We start from the raw sequence: 14928 nt of genomic DNA, 5'->3' as shown, positions 1-14928 counted from the left end.
CCGCCGTGAAAGCCGGACCACTGGGCGGGCTGAAGGTGGTGGAGCTGGCCGGGCTCGCGCCCGCGCCGTTCGCCTGCATGATCCTCGCCGACCTCGGCGCCGACGTCGTGCGCGTGGACCGCGCGACGCCGGGCGCCGACGTGCTCGGCATCCCGAACGACCCGCTGGCGCGCGGCCGGCGCTCGCTCGGCGTCAACACCAAGACGCTCGAGGGGGTCGAGGTGGTGCTCAAGCTGGCCGACCAGGCCGACGTGCTCATCGAAGGTTTCCGGCCCGGCGTCGCGGAACGCATGGGGCTGGGGCCTTCGGTGGTCCACGCGCGCAACCCGCGGCTCGTCTACGGCCGCATGACGGGCTGGGGCCAGGACGGTCCGCTCGCGCAGGCGGCCGGGCACGACATCAACTACGTCGGCATCGCCGGCGCGCTCGAGCCCATCGGCCGCGCCGGCTCCGCGCCCGTGCCACCGCTGAACCTCGTCGGCGACTTCGGCGGAGGCGGCCTGATGCTCGCGATGGGCGTGCTCGCCGCGCTGTACGAGCGCACGTCCTCGGGCCGCGGCCAGGTCGTCGACGCGTCCATGGTCGAGGGCGCCGCCCTGCTCACCACCAGCCTCCACGGCCTCCGCGCCGCCGGCGCTTGGTCCGGCGCCCGCGGCGACAATCTGCTGGACGGCGGCGCCCCGTTCTACGACACCTACGAAACCGCCGACGGCAAGTACGTCGCCATCGGCGCCATCGAGATGCGCTTCTGGGGCGACCTGGTGCAGGTGCTCGGCCTGGCGGACCCGCCGCCACACCTGGACAAGACGCAGTGGCCGAAGCTGCGGGAGCTCATCGCCGACGCCGTCGGCAAGCACACCCGCGACGACCTCGTCGCCCGCGCCGAAGGCACCGACGCCTGCCTGACGCCGGTGCTCTCGCCGTGGGAAGCGTCGGCCCACCCGCAGAACGCGGCGCGCGGCACCTTCGTCGACATCGGCGGCACCGTCCAGCCCGCCCCGGCGCCGCGCTTCGACCGCACCCCGCCTTCGACACCCCACGCGCCCCACCAAGCGGGCACGGACACGACGGACGTGTTGGCGGACCTCGGCCTGTCCGCCGCCGACGTGGCCGCCTTACGCACGGCGGGCGCCATCGCCTGACGGGTTTCCGCCTTACTCGAGAACCGGCCCCGCCACGGGGCCACGCACGCACCCTCAGCCGGCGCGAGGCCGCGGCTCAGCGCTGCTCGAGATCCGCCCGCACCACTGAATACACCGCACTGTCCCGCCAAGCACCGTCCCGGAAGGTGTACCCGCGCAACACGCCCTCGCGCGTGAAGCCGGCCTTTTCGAGGGACCGCTGTTCGGCCCGGTTGGCCACGTCGGTCGTGGCCTCGACGCGGTTGAGCTGCGTGTGCGCGAACAGGTACTCCGCCAGCAGGCGCTGGGCCTCGGTGCCGTGGCCGTGGCCGCGGGCTTCGGGGCGCAGGACGAGGCCCACGTTCCAGCAGTAGGAGCTGGGGCCGGAGCGGGAGCGGTGCCAGGACAGCAACCCGAGGAGGGCGCCGTCAAGGCTGGGGATCAGCAGGCCGCCTTCGGTGGTGATGATGCTGCCGTCGCGCCAGCGGCGGCGGAGGTAGCCGGCGTCGTGCCAGCCGAACCACTGGAACTCGCCCGCGGTGGCCGGGTCGTTGGTGAGGGCCTCGAGGAGGTCGAGGTCGGCGTCGAGCACCGGGCGGAGAACCACGTCGTTCATCGCGGCAGCCTAGTGGGCGGTCCAGCAGGACCGGCCTCACTCGTTCGGAAAAGTGGTCACCCGGTCGTGACACGCGTCCCGCTGAGCGATTGCCGAGCGGGCCGTGATGGCACCTCGTCACTAGAGTGAGCCCTGGACTCCCGGGGGAGCGGATTGGATGGTGCCATGTCAGGCGGCGTGAAGAAGATCGTGGTCATCGGGGTGGTCGTCCTCGTGCTGTTCTTCTTGATCACCCAGCCCACCCAGTCGGCCAACCTCGTGCACCAGGTGCTCGGCTGGCTGCGCGACGGCGCCGAGGCCATCATCACGTTCTTCCAGACCCTGTTCGCGTGATCACCGCACGCCTCGTTACCCGCCGGTAATTACCCAGAGTGACGTGATCCCGGGATCCGGGCTGATCGCTCGACCATCCGGGTGGATTGCCCCCTAAAAGGGCCTGGTCAAGGAATTTGAGGGGCCTGGGGTATGGCGCAGAAAGCAGGCCCGGCCCTACGGTGCTCACATTGCGTGATCAGCCGGTTCTCCGGTCCCCCGGGAGCCGGGTCACAGCGGGGGTTTTTCCGCTCGGTCACGCGCATTGGGTGCAAGTCGTGGACGCGCAACGGGGCAGGCGTCAGGGCCGGCCCGTCGGGGACCAATGAGGAGGCAGGGATGACCGGAGATCCCGGAGTGGACGCGTTGATCCGGCAGTGGGCCGCGGAGCGCGAGCAGACCGCCGAGGAGCAGGAGGTCAACCGCATCACGTCCGCCTGGCTGGCCGACGCGCCTCAGGCTCCGCCCGGCATCCCCGGTCAGCGCGCGCGATCCGGTCCCTCGCGCTGGGCGCAGGTCGACGCCGCGGACCCCGGTTACCTCGACGCCATGCGAGTCCGGCTGCCCGAGGTCCCGGACGAGCTGCTCGTGGCCGCCGCCGGATGGTGGCAGATGGTCGGCGACGTCGCCGAGGCCGAATTGTGGTGGGACGCCGGCATCAGCCCGCTCGACCAGCGGGCCCTCGACTACCGCGCGGCGGGCCTGCGGCCCTCGGACCTCAGCCGCCGGCTGGGCCCGATGACCGTGCTCCAGCACCTTCGTCGTGGCAGCGCCCCGGCCTGGTGCGTCGCGCGTCTCGCGCGGCAGCAGAAGTCCGCCTGAACCACCCTCTCGACACGGCCGGGTGAACCGGCGTGGCGGCAGCGATCCGAACTCGTCCGTAACGCTAACCTGCGCGGGCTCGTTGTCTGATCGACCGACCGCCACGCTGGAGGACCGGAGTTCGTGCCCCTCACCGGAAACGTCGACGGCGAGACCGCTGCCGAGACCCAGACCGAGGCCGCCCCCGCGGGCGCACCTGCGCGACGCCGTGCCCGAGGGGGCGCGGCCGTGGCGGTGCGGCTCGCGGTGGTTCTGGTGGTCCTCGCGGTGGCGGGTGGCGGCACGTGGCTCATCACGCGGGCGTCGGCGCCGGTCGCGAGCCCGACCACCACGGACATCCCCGCGTTGAGCGTGAAGGCGGCCGACGTGCGGCCGGGCTCGATCGCTCCCGTCAGCGCCGTCGTCGCGGGTGGTGCCGACCAGCAGACCACCCCGCAGTCGGTGCACTCCACCGCCGACCCGCTCGACGACTGGGCCAAGAAGGTCGCCGCCGTCACCGGGGTGCCCGCGCGGGCGCTGCGCGCGTACGGCAATGCCGAGCTCGCGATGCGCTCGGCCGACCCGGGCTGCCGCATCTCGTGGGCCACGCTCGCCGGCATCGGCCGCATCGAGTCGAACCACGGCCAGTACGGCGGTGCCGTGCTCGGTGCGGACGGCCGCCCGTCCAAGCCGATCATCGGCGTCCCGCTCGACGGTTCGTCGGGCGTGCGCGCCATCAGTGACACCGACGGCGGCCGCTTCGACGGCGACGCCGTGGCCGACCGGGCCGTGGGCCCGATGCAGTTCATCCCCAGCACCTGGCGCAAGTGGGCGGCCGACGGCAACGGCGACGGTCTCGGCGACCCGCAGCAGATCGACGACGCCGCGCTGGCCGCCGGGCGCTACCTGTGCGCGGGCGGGCGCGACATGGCCACGCCGTCGGGTTGGTGGTCGGGGATCCTGTCGTACAACAACTCCACGGAATACGCGCAGAAGGTCTTCGGCCTCGCCGACGGGTACGCGCAGTCGGCGAAGGTCGTGCGGGCCGGCTGAGACCCGTTCGTCCGAAATCCGGCCCGGCCCGAATTCCCGCTGGTGTGAAATCCGTGCGAACCGCGAGGTCACCGGCTGAGAGGCGGACCACGTGCGGGCCCGCCTCTCAGCTTCGGCCCCGGTTCCCAGTGCTAGCGTCAGGGCCGTGGCAGTGAACTCCGGCCCGGCCGTGTCCCCGCTCGGGCGCAGGCTCCTGATCGCCGCGACGTGCGTGGTGAGCCTGCTGCTGTGCTGCGGGCTGGCGTGGTGGCAGTGGGACCGGTTCACCTCCGCCAACGGCACGTTCCAGAACCTCGGCTACGTGCTGCAGTGGCCGCTGTTCGGACTGTTCCCCGCGTTCATGTTCTGGCGGATCAAGAAGCTGCGCGAACGGGAAGAGACTCAGGGCGAGAGCGCCGAGGCCCAGGCCGAGCAGGCCGCGGTCACCGTGCCCGCGCCAAGAGTCTCGACGCCCGCGCGTCCCCCGGCGCCCCGGCCCGTGGCCGAAGAGGACGACGAGCTCGCCGCGTACAACCGCTACCTGCGCGAGCTCAACGCCCGCGACCAGCAGGCCTGAACCACCACCTCGGAAGTGAGGACGAACCCATGACCACGAGCACCGACGGTGCGGCTCAGACCCGCCCGGCGCGACTGAACGGAGCCCTGGTGCGGTTCCGCGCCACCGCGTGGACCACCGGTGTCGGCCTGCTCGTGCTGTGCGCGACGATGGTGATCGAGTACGGCTTCGGCAACGCCACGCCCGCCGCCGTGTACTCGCCGATCCACGGCGTCCTCTACATGATCTACCTGGCCTGCAGCATCGACCTCGCGATCAAGGCCCGCTGGTCGATCAAGAGCACGATCCTCGTGCTGCTCGCGGGCTGCGTCCCGTTCGTCTCGTTCATCGTCGAACGCCGCGTGACGCACCGGGTGCATGCGGGCAAGGACATCTTCTAAGCCGGCATCTTCTACGCCGTCACGGCCTTCCCCCGTCGGAAGGTCAAGGCGACCCCGACGGTGAGGGCGGCCAGCCCGCTCGCCGCGAGGAACGCGGCCGTCATCCCGTCGACCAGCAACGGCGTCCCGGTTGCTCCCGAAGCCGCGGCCGAACGCGTCGCCGCGCCGAACACCGTCACCAGGATCCCGAGGCCGAGCGTGCTGCCGACCTGCTGCATGGTCTGCAGCACGCCGCCCGCGGCCCCCGCGTCGTCGGCGGGCACGGTGGACATGATGATCACGTTGAGCGGCGAGAACGCCAGCCCGCCGCCGACGCCCATCAGCAGCAGCGGCCCGAGCAGTGAAGCGACGTACCCGCTGTCCGGCGTCAGCATCGACAGCCAGGCGACGCCGGAGACCATCAGCACCGTGCCCGTCACGGCCGGCGGCTTCGGCCCGAAGCGTGCGAGCAGGCGCGGCATGAGCCGGCTGAGCGTGAAGATCGACGCGGCCATCGGCAGGAACGCGAACCCGGTGGCCAGCGCGGCGAAGTGGCGCACGTCCTGCAGGAACTGCGTCAGGAAGAAGAACATCGACATCATCGCCATCGGCCCGAGGAAGAAGCTGGCGTAAGCGGCTGCGCGGTTGCGTTCGGCGAACAGCCACAGCGGGACCAGCGGATGGGCCACGCGCTGCTCCAGGAGCACGAAGGCGATCAGCAGTACCACCCCGGCCGCCAGCGCCGCCAGCGTGAGTGGCGCGCCCCAGCCGTCGGACGCGGCGTGGGTGAACGCCAGCACGAGCGAAGCGACGCCGAAGGTGCCGAGCACGGCCCCGGGCACGTCGAGGTGCGCGGCCCGGCGCGGCGGCGCGGGCACGAAGCGCGGCGCGAGCACGGCGATGGCCAGCCCGAACGGGACGTTGATGAACAGCGTGGCCCGCCACGAGATCCACTCGGTCAGCAGGCCGCCCACGATCAGGCCGATCGCGAACCCGCCGCTGGCGACGGCGGAGAACAGCGAAAGCGCGCGCACGCGGGCCTTGGCCTCGGTGAACGTGGTGGTGATCAGCGCGATCGTGCTTGGCCCCGCCATCGCGGCGCCGACGCCTTGGGCCACGCGCGCGGCGATCAGGAACCCGGCCGACGTGCTCAGCCCACCGGCCAGCGACGCGAGCGTGAACACGGCCGTGCCCAGCACGAACATCCGGCGGCGGCCGAACAGGTCGCCGGCGCGTCCGCCGAGCAGCAGCAGGCCGCCGAACACGAGGCTGTAGGAGGTCATCACCCACGACAGGCCGGTGGCGGAAAAGCCCAGGTCGGACTGGATGCGGGGCAGCGCCACGTTCATCACCGTGGCGTCGAGCATCAGCATGAGCTGGCAGGTCAGCACGATGGCGAGGACGAGCCCGGACGCGGCGGTCCGGTGTCTCGGCCTAGGCTCGGTCGACGAGGTTCGCTCGGTCAACTCGGTCAAAGGAGGACTCCCCAGAGAGGGACGAAGTAAGTGGAGAAACTCTCCACTTGGTTGCGTCCGCGATAATATGGAGAGTGTCTCCGGTTCCGCAAGGGAATTCGGAGAATCTCTCCGTTTCCGGGGAGCCGGGTGCGAGGAGGTGCGTGGATGACGGCGGAGGCAGCGCGGCCGATGCGAGCGGACGCCAAGCGGAACTACGACCGCATCGTCGCGACCGCGAAGGACGCCTTCGCGGAACACGGCGTCGACGTCCCGCTCGACGACATCGCCAAGCGCGCCGGCGTCGGCGCCGGCACGCTCTACCGCCACTTCCCGACGCGCGAGAAGCTGATGGAAGCCGTCTACCGCGACGAGATCGACCAGCTCGCCTCGCGCGCCGCCGTGCTCACCGCAGAGCTGCCGCCGTGGGAGGCGCTTCAGGCGTGGCTGGGGGAGCAGGTCGCGTACGTCATCGAGCGCCACGGCCTGGCTGCCCTGCTCAAGGCGTCGATCGACTCGGGCTCGGAGACGTTCCTCTGGTGCCAGACCCGCCTGCGCACCGCGTGCGGGGACCTGGTCGCCGCGGCCCAGGCCACCGGTGACGTCCGAGCCGACGTCTCGGGCACCGACGTCCTGCGCCTCGGCCACGGCATCGGCACGGCCGCGAAGAACGCTTCGGAGGAGGACGCGGCCCGCTTGATGAAGGTGATGATGGACGGCCTGCGCGGGTGAGCTTCGCGCCGGTGTCCGGCTTGCCTTGTCTGCGTGGGTCGATGTTCACCGTGGACGGTGCCGGCCGGCCGGAAGTGCCGCGGCCGCAGGAGAAGCTCGCCGCGTTCGGCGTGCCCGTGGTGGCCGGCTTCGGCAACCTCGCCCGCACCACGCTCTCGGAGTTCCCGCTCGTCGACGACCACTTCCGCCGGCCGGGCGGCGAGAGCCATGCGGCGCGGCAGCCGCGTTCGCAGCCGTCGAGGTGGCGGTGCCGACCGGCCAGGTCCTCGTGATCGGCCCGGCCGAGCGTGTCCGGAAGTGTCGGCTGCGCACGCTGCCGGTCTGAAACCCGAGTCGTCCCAACAAGAAAAAGGGGCGAGCCCCATCCAGGGCCCGCCCCCTCTCACCGCTGCGAGTCCGTCAAGACCCGATGCCGGTCAAGGACCGGACCTCCATCTCGGCGTGCTTGGCCTCGTCCGCCTTCGAGCGGCCGACCATCGTGCCGATGAAGCCGCACAGGAACGAGAACGGGATCGAGACCAGGCCCGGGTTCTTGAGCGGGAACCAGTGGAAGTCCACGCTCTTGAAGATCGAGTCGGCGGCGCCGGACACGACCGGGGAGAACAGCACCAGGATCAGGCACGCGGCGAGGCCGCCGTAGATGCTCCACAGCGTGCCCGTGGTGTTGAACCGTTTCCAGAACAGCGAGTACAGCAGCGTCGACAGGTTGGCCGACGCGGCGACCGCCAGGGCGAGGGCCACGAGGAACGCGATGTTCTGGCCGTTGGCGAGAATGCCGCCGAGGATCGCCATCACGCCGACGACCAGGGCGGTCAGGCGCGCGACGCGGACCTCGTCGGCCGGTTCGGCCTTGCCGCGCTTGAAGATGTTCGCGTAGACGTCGTGGGCGAACGAGGCGGACGCGGTGATCGTCAGGCCCGCCACCACGGCGAGGATCGTGGCGAACGCGACGGCCGAGACGATGCCCAGCAGCAGCGTGCCGCCGATGTGCAGGGCCAGCAGCGGGGCCGCGGAGTTCTCGCCGCCGGGCGCGGCCTTGATCTCGTCGCTGCCCACGAGCGCCGCGGCGCCGAAGCCGATCACCAGCGTGCACAGGTAGAACACGAACATGCAGACGGTGGCCCAGACCACCGAGCGGCGAGCCTCGCGCGAGTTGGGCACGGTGTAGAAGCGCATCAGCACGTGAGGCAGCGACGCGACCCCGAGCACGAGCGCGAGCGACAGCGACACGAAGTCCAGGCGTGTGGTGCCGCTGCCCCCATACGAGCCGCCGGGCTCGAGCAGCTGCGTGCCCATCGGGCTGCGGTCGGTGGCCGCGGTGAGCAAGTTGGAGAAGTTGAAGCCGTACTTGCCCAGCAGGAACACGGTGATCAGCGTCGCGGCCACGAGCAGGATGCTCGCCTTGATGATCTGCACCCAGGTGGTGCCCTTCATGCCGCCGACGAGGACGTAGACGACCATCACGAGGCCGACCACCCCGATGACCAGCGCCTGGCCGAGCCGCGAGTGCACGTCGAGCAGCAGCGCGACGAGACCGCCGGCGCCCGCCATCTGCGCGAGCATGTAGAAGAACGAGATCACGAGCGTCGACGTGGCCGACGCCGCGCGTACCGGGCGCTGCTTCATCCGGAAGCTCAGCACGTCGCCCATCGTGAAGCGGCCGGTGTTGCGCAGTAGTTCGGCGATCAGCAGCAAGTCGACCAGCCACGCGACCAGGAAGCCGATGGAGTACAGGAACCCGTCGTAGCCGTGGATCGCGATGGCGCCCGCGATGCCCAGAAACGATGCGGCGGACAGGAAGTCGCCCGAGAGCGCGATGCCGTTCTGCCGCCCGGTGAAGGCGCTGTCGGCCGCGTAGTAGTCGGCGGTGGTCTTCTTGCCGCGGTTGCCCGCGCGGTACACGACGAACAGGGTGATCGCGACGAACAGTGCGAACACCCCGGTGTTCACGAGCGGGTTGCTCGCCGGCACGCTCTCGGCGAGCTCGGTGGTGGTCACTGGCGGGTTCCTTCCGTCACGGCGGCCCGTTCCCTCAGCTCGGCGACCCGCGGGTCCACCTCTCGGTTCGCGAACCGGACGTAGAGGAGCGTGATCAGCGCCGTGGTTGCGAACTGCGCGAGGCCGAGCAGCATGCCCACGTTGACGAGCCCGAACACGCGGGTGCTCATGAAGTCGTTCGCGTACGCGGCCAGCACCACGTAGGTCAGGTACCAGACGAAGAAGCCGGCGCTCATCGGGAACACGAATCTGCGGAACCGCCGGCGCAGCGCGGTGAACTCGGGGCTGCGCTGGATGAGGTCGTAGTCGGGACCGCGCCGGGTCGACGGCGCCGGCTCCACGCCCTCGCGGGCGAACATGGCCGGCAGCTGTCCGGTCTCCTCGAGCGGGGTGCTCGCCGCGGGGGTGTTCGCGACGTTGTGCATGGCTGCCTCCGGCAACTTGCGTCCGTGGCGGTGGCCGGGTCGGGGCCCCTCGTTCGAGTGGCACCCGGTCTGCCCTTGCGGACTGGGAGGCGGCCATAGTAACGACGGCGTCTCGCCCGAGAAAAAGCCGGTTCTCCGGAAGGGTCTCCGGAATTCGTTTTCCGGCTGGAAATGTGCGAAAACGACACCGTCAATGAAGATCACGAACAGATCACTCGTAATAGTGAGAGCGTATGTCACGCCACGTTGTCGCAGCTGAGGAACGCTGCGGCAAATGGTTGAGTTGCGAACAATGATCGGACGAATACCGTGACACGGGGTAGTCAAAGTGCGGGGCCGGCGCCCCGGTCCGGCGTCCCTCCGGTGGGGTCGGGGCGAGGATTCGCTGGCCAGTGACCGATCGCGAAAGAAATCACCGGGTCGGGCGGCGAGTTGCTGCCAGACCACAACATCGGGTTCATCTTTGGGGGTGGCCCACCCGATGGGGGCACGGAGCGTAGATCCTCTGAGGGATTCGACTACCCTGCGTGGGCTGATCGGGTGACGGCCGGACGCCGTGACCCGGAGCAACCGGTAACTGGAATTCCCTCTTCGGCCCCGCCCGGGGTCCAATCCCCGCCCGAGGCCTGGGCCGAATCGACTTTTCCCAGGTCAGCCGTGCGAAGCGGAAGAGAATATCCCCGGCCGGGATTGGTGTACGATTCTTTGGCCCAGCTGACCGCAGCGATCGATAGGCACAGACAAGTTGACCTCGACCACCGCCGTGCAGTACGCAACTTGCGCCGTGCACGTGCAAAGTCCCGGGAAGCAGCACGCCGGTGATCACGGTGTCAGGTCTGCACGGTCGTGTCCTCACGGGGTCGATCGCGCGGGTCGGCGGAATGCCGTGGACCGTTCCGGGAGTACCGGAAGTCACCCACGAGCAGCCACGACGCGGGACAGGGAGTCACTTTCGTGACCGTTGCAGGAGATGGCCAGGTGCCTGTTGAGAAGCTGCTCGGCCGCCCGCCTCGGCGACCGAGCCGGTCCTCGGGCTGGCGAGCGGCGCTGCGCTGGCGGGACTGGAGCATTCCGGTCAAGCTCTCGGCGGTGACGCTGGTCCCCATCGTCCTCGCGCTGGTGCTGGGCATTACCGCGATCGTGGGACAGGTCAGCCGTTCGGATGACTACGAGCGGATCGACAAGCTGGTCGGCCTGAGCACCCAGCTGCGCAACCTCACCGACGGCCTGCAGAAGGAGCGCACGCTCACCGCGGCGCAGCTCACCGCGGGCACCGCCGGCGTCACGCCCGAGCTGAAAGCCGCCCGCGCGGCCACCGACGCCGCGGTCGAACCATTCATCACGGCGGCGAACCGCGTCGGCGGATCCGAGTCCAGTGTGTCCGGTGCCGTGAACTCGGCGACCGCGCAGGTCAACGAGATCGCCGTGATCCGCCAGCAGGTCGGCGCCGGCCTGCTCGACGCCGCCGAGGCGGTGGGCGACTACAACGCCGTGACCGGTGCCCTCATCGGGGCCGACACCGCGGTGGCCGCCGGTGCCAGCGCCGACGCGCTGGGCGGCACGGCGAACGCCCTGCACGACCTCGAGGCCGCCAAGGAACAGGTCTCGGTCAGCCAGGCGCTGGTGTCCTATGGCATCGAGAAGCACACGCTGGAACCGCAGCAGCTCAGCGATGTCCGCGACGCCGAACTGCGGTACGACGACCGCATCGACGACTTCAACGCGGCCTCCACCGCGCCGCAGCGCCAGGACCTCGAGAGCACGCTCAAGCCCGACACCGCCTACGACCGCAAGCGCATGGTCGGCATCGTCCTCGGCGAGCAGGGCCCCACGAGCGACCAAGGGCTGTCGCAGGTCCAGTCGCAGGAGTGGAACAACGCGTCCAACGCGGTGGTCGGGCAGCTCTCCGAGGTCGGCAACCGCATGAGCGCCGACGCCACCGCCGCGTCCGCCGCTCTGGTCGAGGACGCCAGCAGCAGCGCGGGTCTGCTCGCGGTGCTGCTGTTCGCCGCGATGGTCGCCGCCGCGGCCGTCGTCTTCCTCATCACGCGCCAGATCCTGCGGTCGCTGCGGACCCTGCGCCGCAGCGCGCTCGACGTCGCCGAGAAGGACCTGCCCGCCGCCGTCCGCAACATCCAGGAAGGCCGCGCGCAGAGCGTCGAGGTCGAGCCGGTGCCCGTGCGGGCGTCCGACGAGATCGGCGAGGTCGCGCGCGCGTTCGAGAAGGTGCACAGCCAGGCGCTGCGGCTCGCGACCGAGCAGGCCGCGATGCGCGCGGGCTACAGCAGTGTGTTCGTCAACCTCTCGCGCCGCAGCCAGAGCCTCGTGCAGCGCCAGCTGCAGCTGATCGAGCGGCTGGAGCGCGACGAGGAGGACGCCGACCAGCTCGCCACGCTCTTCCAGCTCGACCACCTCGCCACCCGGATGCGGCGCAACAACGAGAACCTGATGGTCCTCTCCGGCGCCGAGCCGGGCCGCCGCTCGGGTCAGCCCGTGGCCGCGCACGACGTGCTGCGCGCCGCCGTGTCGGAGATCGAGCAGTACCAACGAGTCTCGGTGCAGCAGCCGCCGGCGGTGAAGATCGTCGGGTTCGCCGCGAGCGACGTCCAGCGCCTCATCGCGGAGCTGCTCGACAACGCCACCGCGTTCTCCGCGCCGGAGACGCAGGTGACCGTGGCGACGCGCCTGGCCGACGACGGCTCGCTCAACGTCGATATCCTCGACAAGGGCATCGGCATGAACGAGTACGAGGTGGTCGAGGCCAACGGCCGCCTCACCGAGGCCGGCTCGGTCGACCTCGCGACCTCGCGCCGCATGGGCCTGTTCGTGGTCGGCCGCCTCGCCGGGCGCCACCGCATCGGCGTCTCGCTGCACGGTGGCAAGGACATCGTCGGCGTGCGGGCCACCGTGCTGGTCCCGCCTGAGCTGGTCATGACCGGTGCCGCGCTGGAGAACCCGCCGCAGCAGGCCGGCCCGTTCGGCAGCGTCGCCGCACCTCCCGCGAGCCCCGGCGGCCTGCCGCGCCGCCAGCGTCCGGTCAACGGCTCGGCGCGTCCGGCCGTGGACCGCACGCTCGTGCCTCAGCAGCCGAACCAGGGGGCCGACGAGCAGCAGTTGTGGCCCTCGGCGAGCGACCTCGCCGGGTTCGCCAACGGCCACACCGTCGACCCGGGCGTGCGCCCGCCGTCGGATCTCGAGATCTCCGGGACCGCGCTGTTCAGCCCGATCCCGCGCGACGACGCGCCGCCGGCCAAGCCGCCGGTGCCGCAGCTGCCGCAGATCGTCGACGTGCCGCCGCCGCGTCCGGAGCCGGAGCCCGAAGCGCGCCCGGAGCCCGCCGACGAGCGTGCCCGCGAGCTGCCCTCGGGCAAGGATCTGTTCTCCGCCAACGGAACCACCCTGAGCGAGTGGTGGAACGAGGCGGCGCAGAAGGTGCCGGAGGTGCCGCCGCCCACGGCCGCCGAGACGACGATCGAGAACACGCCGATCTTCGACGAGATGCTCTCGGTCTGGTTCCGCTCGCCCGCGCCGCCCGCGGACGAGACGCCGGCCAAGACCGGTACAGACCAGCCCGCGGCCGAGCCGGTCGCGAAGCCCGGCGAGTCCGGTGAAACCGGTGCGGACACCGACGGCACGGCCGGCGCGAAGACCGAGCCGAAGCCGGGGGAGCAGCCGCCGGCCGACGTGGCGGAGCCGGAGCCCGGCGTCGCCCCGGTGACCACGCCGGAGCAGGACGAGCGCAACTGGGACTTCGCGAGCGACGAGAACTGGCGCACCGTCCAGGCCGCCTCCCAGGTCGAGCCCACGGCGTTCACGAAGGCGGGCCTGCCGCGCCGCCGCCGGGGCGAGCAGCTCATGCCGGGCAGTGCGACGCCGGACCAGCTGCCCGCCGCGGAGTCGGCCGCACCGGGCCTGCCGGTGCGCGACCCGGCCGACGTCCGCGGTCGCCTCACCAGCTTCCAGCGCGGGGTGAACCGTGGCCGGCAGCAGGTCCGCGACGGGGTCGTCGAGCCGGTCACCGAACAGCAGGGTCTGGGCGCCGCGGCGCTCGACCGCCTCGAGGGCGAGCCCGGCACCGGGTTCGCGGCCCCAGGTTTCGGTCCGGCCGCCGAGCAGACCGGTGAGACCCCGGTGGACCGCCCGGGCGTCGCGCACGCGTTCGGCATCGGTGGTCCGGACCAGCAGGGCCCGGTGGGAGACAACGAGACCACGGCCGAGTACCCCGGTTTCGTCGGTGCCCTCGACGCGGCGGTGGCCGCGGCGGAAGCCGCCGAGCAGGCTGGGCGGCCCGAGCAGACCGGTCAGTCCATTGAGACTTCGGCGGACCGCCCGGCCGTCGCGAACGCTTTCAGTACGGCCCAGCCGGTAACCCCCGCGGACGAGCGCGAGCAGGACGGCGAGACCCGGCCGGACCGTCGCGGCGTCGCGGGTGTGTTCGGCGCGGCCCGCACCGCTCAGCCCGAGCCCGCGGCGGACCAGCCGGTGCCGCCCGCGTTCGACCCGCAGGGCGGGTGGCCGACCCCGACCGAGACCAACGGCAATGGCAGCAACGGCAACGGCACGGCGACCCGCCCGTCGCCCACCCCACGCCCGACGCGTCGCCCCGACGGCGAGGTGCCCGGCCGCCCCGCGGCGCCCGAGTCGTTGCCCACCCGGCGGCCGGCCGCCAGCAACCTGCCGCCCGGACCGCCGGCCGTCGACCCGGGCCAGGTGCCCGCCGCGGTCGCGAACCTGGAGGCCGCCGCGGCCGGGACACCCGCCACGGAGTGGGCTTTCGGGTCCGACGAGGGCTGGCGGACGGTCCAATCGGTGTCCCAGTCGACGCCCTCTTCGTTCACTTCGGCAGGATTGCCCCGGCGCCGCCGCGGGGAGCAGCTGCTCCCCGGGAGCGCTCCGCCGCCCGCCGGAGCGGCGAACCCTCGTCCGACTCGCGACGCGCACGACGTGCGTGGCCGCCTGAGCAGTTTCCAACAGGGCATCCAGCGCGGCCGGCACCGCACTGGGCAGGCCACTGAGACCAACCACGAAACACTGGAGGGTGAATGACCTCGCCGAGTACGGCTCAGCCGCAGCAGAACCAGTTCGGCTGGCTGGTGAACGACTTCGCCGAGCGGGTCCCGGGTGTGGCGCACGCCGTGGTGGTGTCGGCCGACGGGCTCCTCCTCACGGCCTCCAACCGCCTGCCGCTCGATCGCGCCGACCAGCTCGCCGCTGTCGCCTCCGGGCTCGTGAGTCTCACTCAGGGTGCGGCCCGCTGCTTCGAGGCGGGTGCGGTGAACGAGACCGTGGTCGAGATGGAGCTCGGCATCATGGTGCTGATGTCCATCAGCGACGGTTCGTGCCTCGCGATCCTCGCGGCGCCGAACTGCGACATCGGCCAGGTGGCCTACGAGATGACGATGCTCGTGGACCGCGTCGGGCAGATCCTGACCCCGGAACTCCGTGCGCAGCTGCAGGGCGCGGGTGGGTCGCTGATCGGTGAACCGGTGGGATGATTACGC

The 14928-nt window shown here is 71.3% G+C and carries 14 protein-coding genes; 10 read left to right on the top strand and 4 right to left on the bottom strand.

The window, feature by feature from the left end:
• Window positions 1-5: 5 nt before the first annotated feature.
• Window positions 6-1142, top strand: a complete 1137-nt coding sequence (locus AB0383_RS06785; RefSeq protein WP_364174692.1) for a CaiB/BaiF CoA-transferase family protein — start codon at window positions 6-8, stop codon at window positions 1140-1142.
• A gap of 76 nt (window positions 1143-1218) precedes the next feature.
• Here AB0383_RS06785 and AB0383_RS06780 read toward each other — a convergent pair whose 3' ends face one another.
• Window positions 1219-1737 (bottom strand): GNAT family protein, encoded by a 519-nt coding sequence (locus AB0383_RS06780; RefSeq protein ID WP_364174689.1) that lies wholly within the window; start codon window positions 1735-1737, stop codon window positions 1219-1221.
• Window positions 1738-1902: 165 nt separating this feature from the next.
• On the opposite strand from AB0383_RS06780, the gene AB0383_RS06775 reads away from it, so the two are divergent.
• The 5 genes from AB0383_RS06775 to AB0383_RS06755 all read left to right on the top strand — a co-directional run bounded on the left by AB0383_RS06775 (window position 1903) and on the right by AB0383_RS06755 (window position 4839).
• Window positions 1903-2070, top strand: coding sequence for a hypothetical protein (locus tag AB0383_RS06775; RefSeq protein WP_220238194.1), 168 nt, complete (start codon window positions 1903-1905; stop codon window positions 2068-2070).
• A 318-nt stretch (window positions 2071-2388) separates the two neighbouring features.
• Window positions 2389-2871, top strand: coding sequence for a helix-turn-helix transcriptional regulator (locus tag AB0383_RS06770; protein ID WP_220238195.1), 483 nt, complete (start codon window positions 2389-2391; stop codon window positions 2869-2871).
• A gap of 228 nt (window positions 2872-3099) precedes the next feature.
• The gene (locus tag AB0383_RS06765) at window positions 3100-3903 is read left to right on the top strand and encodes a lytic murein transglycosylase (protein ID WP_366185997.1); all 804 of its coding nucleotides are present in this window, start codon (window positions 3100-3102) and stop codon (window positions 3901-3903) included.
• A gap of 145 nt (window positions 3904-4048) precedes the next feature.
• Window positions 4049-4459 carry a hypothetical protein gene (locus AB0383_RS06760; RefSeq protein ID WP_285969096.1) on the top strand — a complete coding sequence of 137 codons (411 nt, stop codon included), beginning with the start codon at window positions 4049-4051 and terminating at the stop codon, window positions 4457-4459.
• Between the two features lie 29 nt (window positions 4460-4488).
• Complete coding sequence (locus tag AB0383_RS06755; RefSeq protein WP_366185679.1) at window positions 4489-4839, top strand: DUF3817 domain-containing protein; 351 nt, start codon at window positions 4489-4491, stop codon at window positions 4837-4839.
• 11 nt (window positions 4840-4850) lie between these two features.
• Here the strand turns inward: AB0383_RS06755 and AB0383_RS06750 are convergent, their stop codons facing one another.
• Window positions 4851-6293, bottom strand: coding sequence for an MFS transporter (locus AB0383_RS06750; protein WP_366185677.1), 1443 nt, complete (start codon window positions 6291-6293; stop codon window positions 4851-4853).
• A gap of 147 nt (window positions 6294-6440) precedes the next feature.
• Between AB0383_RS06750 and AB0383_RS06745 the strand changes: the two genes are divergently transcribed.
• Both AB0383_RS06745 and AB0383_RS06740 read left to right on the top strand, forming a co-directional pair.
• Window positions 6441-7004 (top strand): helix-turn-helix domain-containing protein, encoded by a 564-nt coding sequence (locus tag AB0383_RS06745; protein WP_364174681.1) that lies wholly within the window; start codon window positions 6441-6443, stop codon window positions 7002-7004.
• A 41-nt stretch (window positions 7005-7045) separates the two neighbouring features.
• Complete coding sequence (locus tag AB0383_RS06740) at window positions 7046-7276, top strand: hypothetical protein (protein WP_366185674.1); 231 nt, start codon at window positions 7046-7048, stop codon at window positions 7274-7276.
• A 127-nt stretch (window positions 7277-7403) separates the two neighbouring features.
• Here the strand turns inward: AB0383_RS06740 and AB0383_RS06735 are convergent, their stop codons facing one another.
• Both AB0383_RS06735 and AB0383_RS06730 read right to left on the bottom strand, forming a co-directional pair.
• Window positions 7404-9002, bottom strand: a complete 1599-nt coding sequence (locus tag AB0383_RS06735; protein ID WP_364174676.1) for a cation acetate symporter — start codon at window positions 9000-9002, stop codon at window positions 7404-7406.
• Window positions 8999-9427, bottom strand: a complete 429-nt coding sequence (locus tag AB0383_RS06730; RefSeq protein WP_364174673.1) for a DUF485 domain-containing protein — start codon at window positions 9425-9427, stop codon at window positions 8999-9001. Before AB0383_RS06730 ends, AB0383_RS06735 begins: the two co-directional genes overlap by 4 nt.
• A 978-nt stretch (window positions 9428-10405) precedes the next feature.
• Between AB0383_RS06730 and AB0383_RS06725 the strand changes: the two genes are divergently transcribed.
• Both AB0383_RS06725 and AB0383_RS06720 read left to right on the top strand, forming a co-directional pair.
• The gene (locus AB0383_RS06725; RefSeq protein WP_366185671.1) at window positions 10406-14473 is read left to right on the top strand and encodes a nitrate- and nitrite sensing domain-containing protein; all 4068 of its coding nucleotides are present in this window, start codon (window positions 10406-10408) and stop codon (window positions 14471-14473) included.
• Window positions 14470-14922: a roadblock/LC7 domain-containing protein gene (locus AB0383_RS06720; RefSeq protein ID WP_220238205.1), complete on the top strand. Its 453-nt coding sequence runs from the start codon at window positions 14470-14472 to the stop codon at window positions 14920-14922. The genes AB0383_RS06725 and AB0383_RS06720 overlap by 4 nt, the downstream gene beginning before the upstream one ends.
• Window positions 14923-14928: the final 6 nt, after the last annotated feature.

It is taken from the genome of Amycolatopsis sp. NPDC051373, assembly GCF_040689465.1.
Lineage (GTDB): Bacteria > Actinomycetota > Actinomycetes > Mycobacteriales > Pseudonocardiaceae > Amycolatopsis.
The sequence above is the reverse complement of the archived record's forward strand: the minus strand, read 5'-3'. Positions and strand labels throughout refer to the sequence as shown.

Coding starts and splice junctions, on each gene's coding strand:
- AB0383_RS06730 (WP_364174673.1), bottom strand. CDS start 9,427: ATGCACAACGTCGCGAACACCCCCGCGGCGAGCACCCCGCTCGAGGAG.
- AB0383_RS06720 (WP_220238205.1), top strand. CDS start 14,470: ATGACCTCGCCGAGTACGGCTCAGCCGCAGCAGAACCAGTTCGGCTGG.
- AB0383_RS06780 (WP_364174689.1), bottom strand. CDS start 1,737: ATGAACGACGTGGTTCTCCGCCCGGTGCTCGACGCCGACCTCGACCTC.
- AB0383_RS06755 (WP_366185679.1), top strand. CDS start 4,489: ATGACCACGAGCACCGACGGTGCGGCTCAGACCCGCCCGGCGCGACTG.
- AB0383_RS06745 (WP_364174681.1), top strand. CDS start 6,441: ATGACGGCGGAGGCAGCGCGGCCGATGCGAGCGGACGCCAAGCGGAAC.
- AB0383_RS06740 (WP_366185674.1), top strand. CDS start 7,046: ATGTTCACCGTGGACGGTGCCGGCCGGCCGGAAGTGCCGCGGCCGCAG.
- AB0383_RS06770 (WP_220238195.1), top strand. CDS start 2,389: ATGACCGGAGATCCCGGAGTGGACGCGTTGATCCGGCAGTGGGCCGCG.
- AB0383_RS06775 (WP_220238194.1), top strand. CDS start 1,903: ATGTCAGGCGGCGTGAAGAAGATCGTGGTCATCGGGGTGGTCGTCCTC.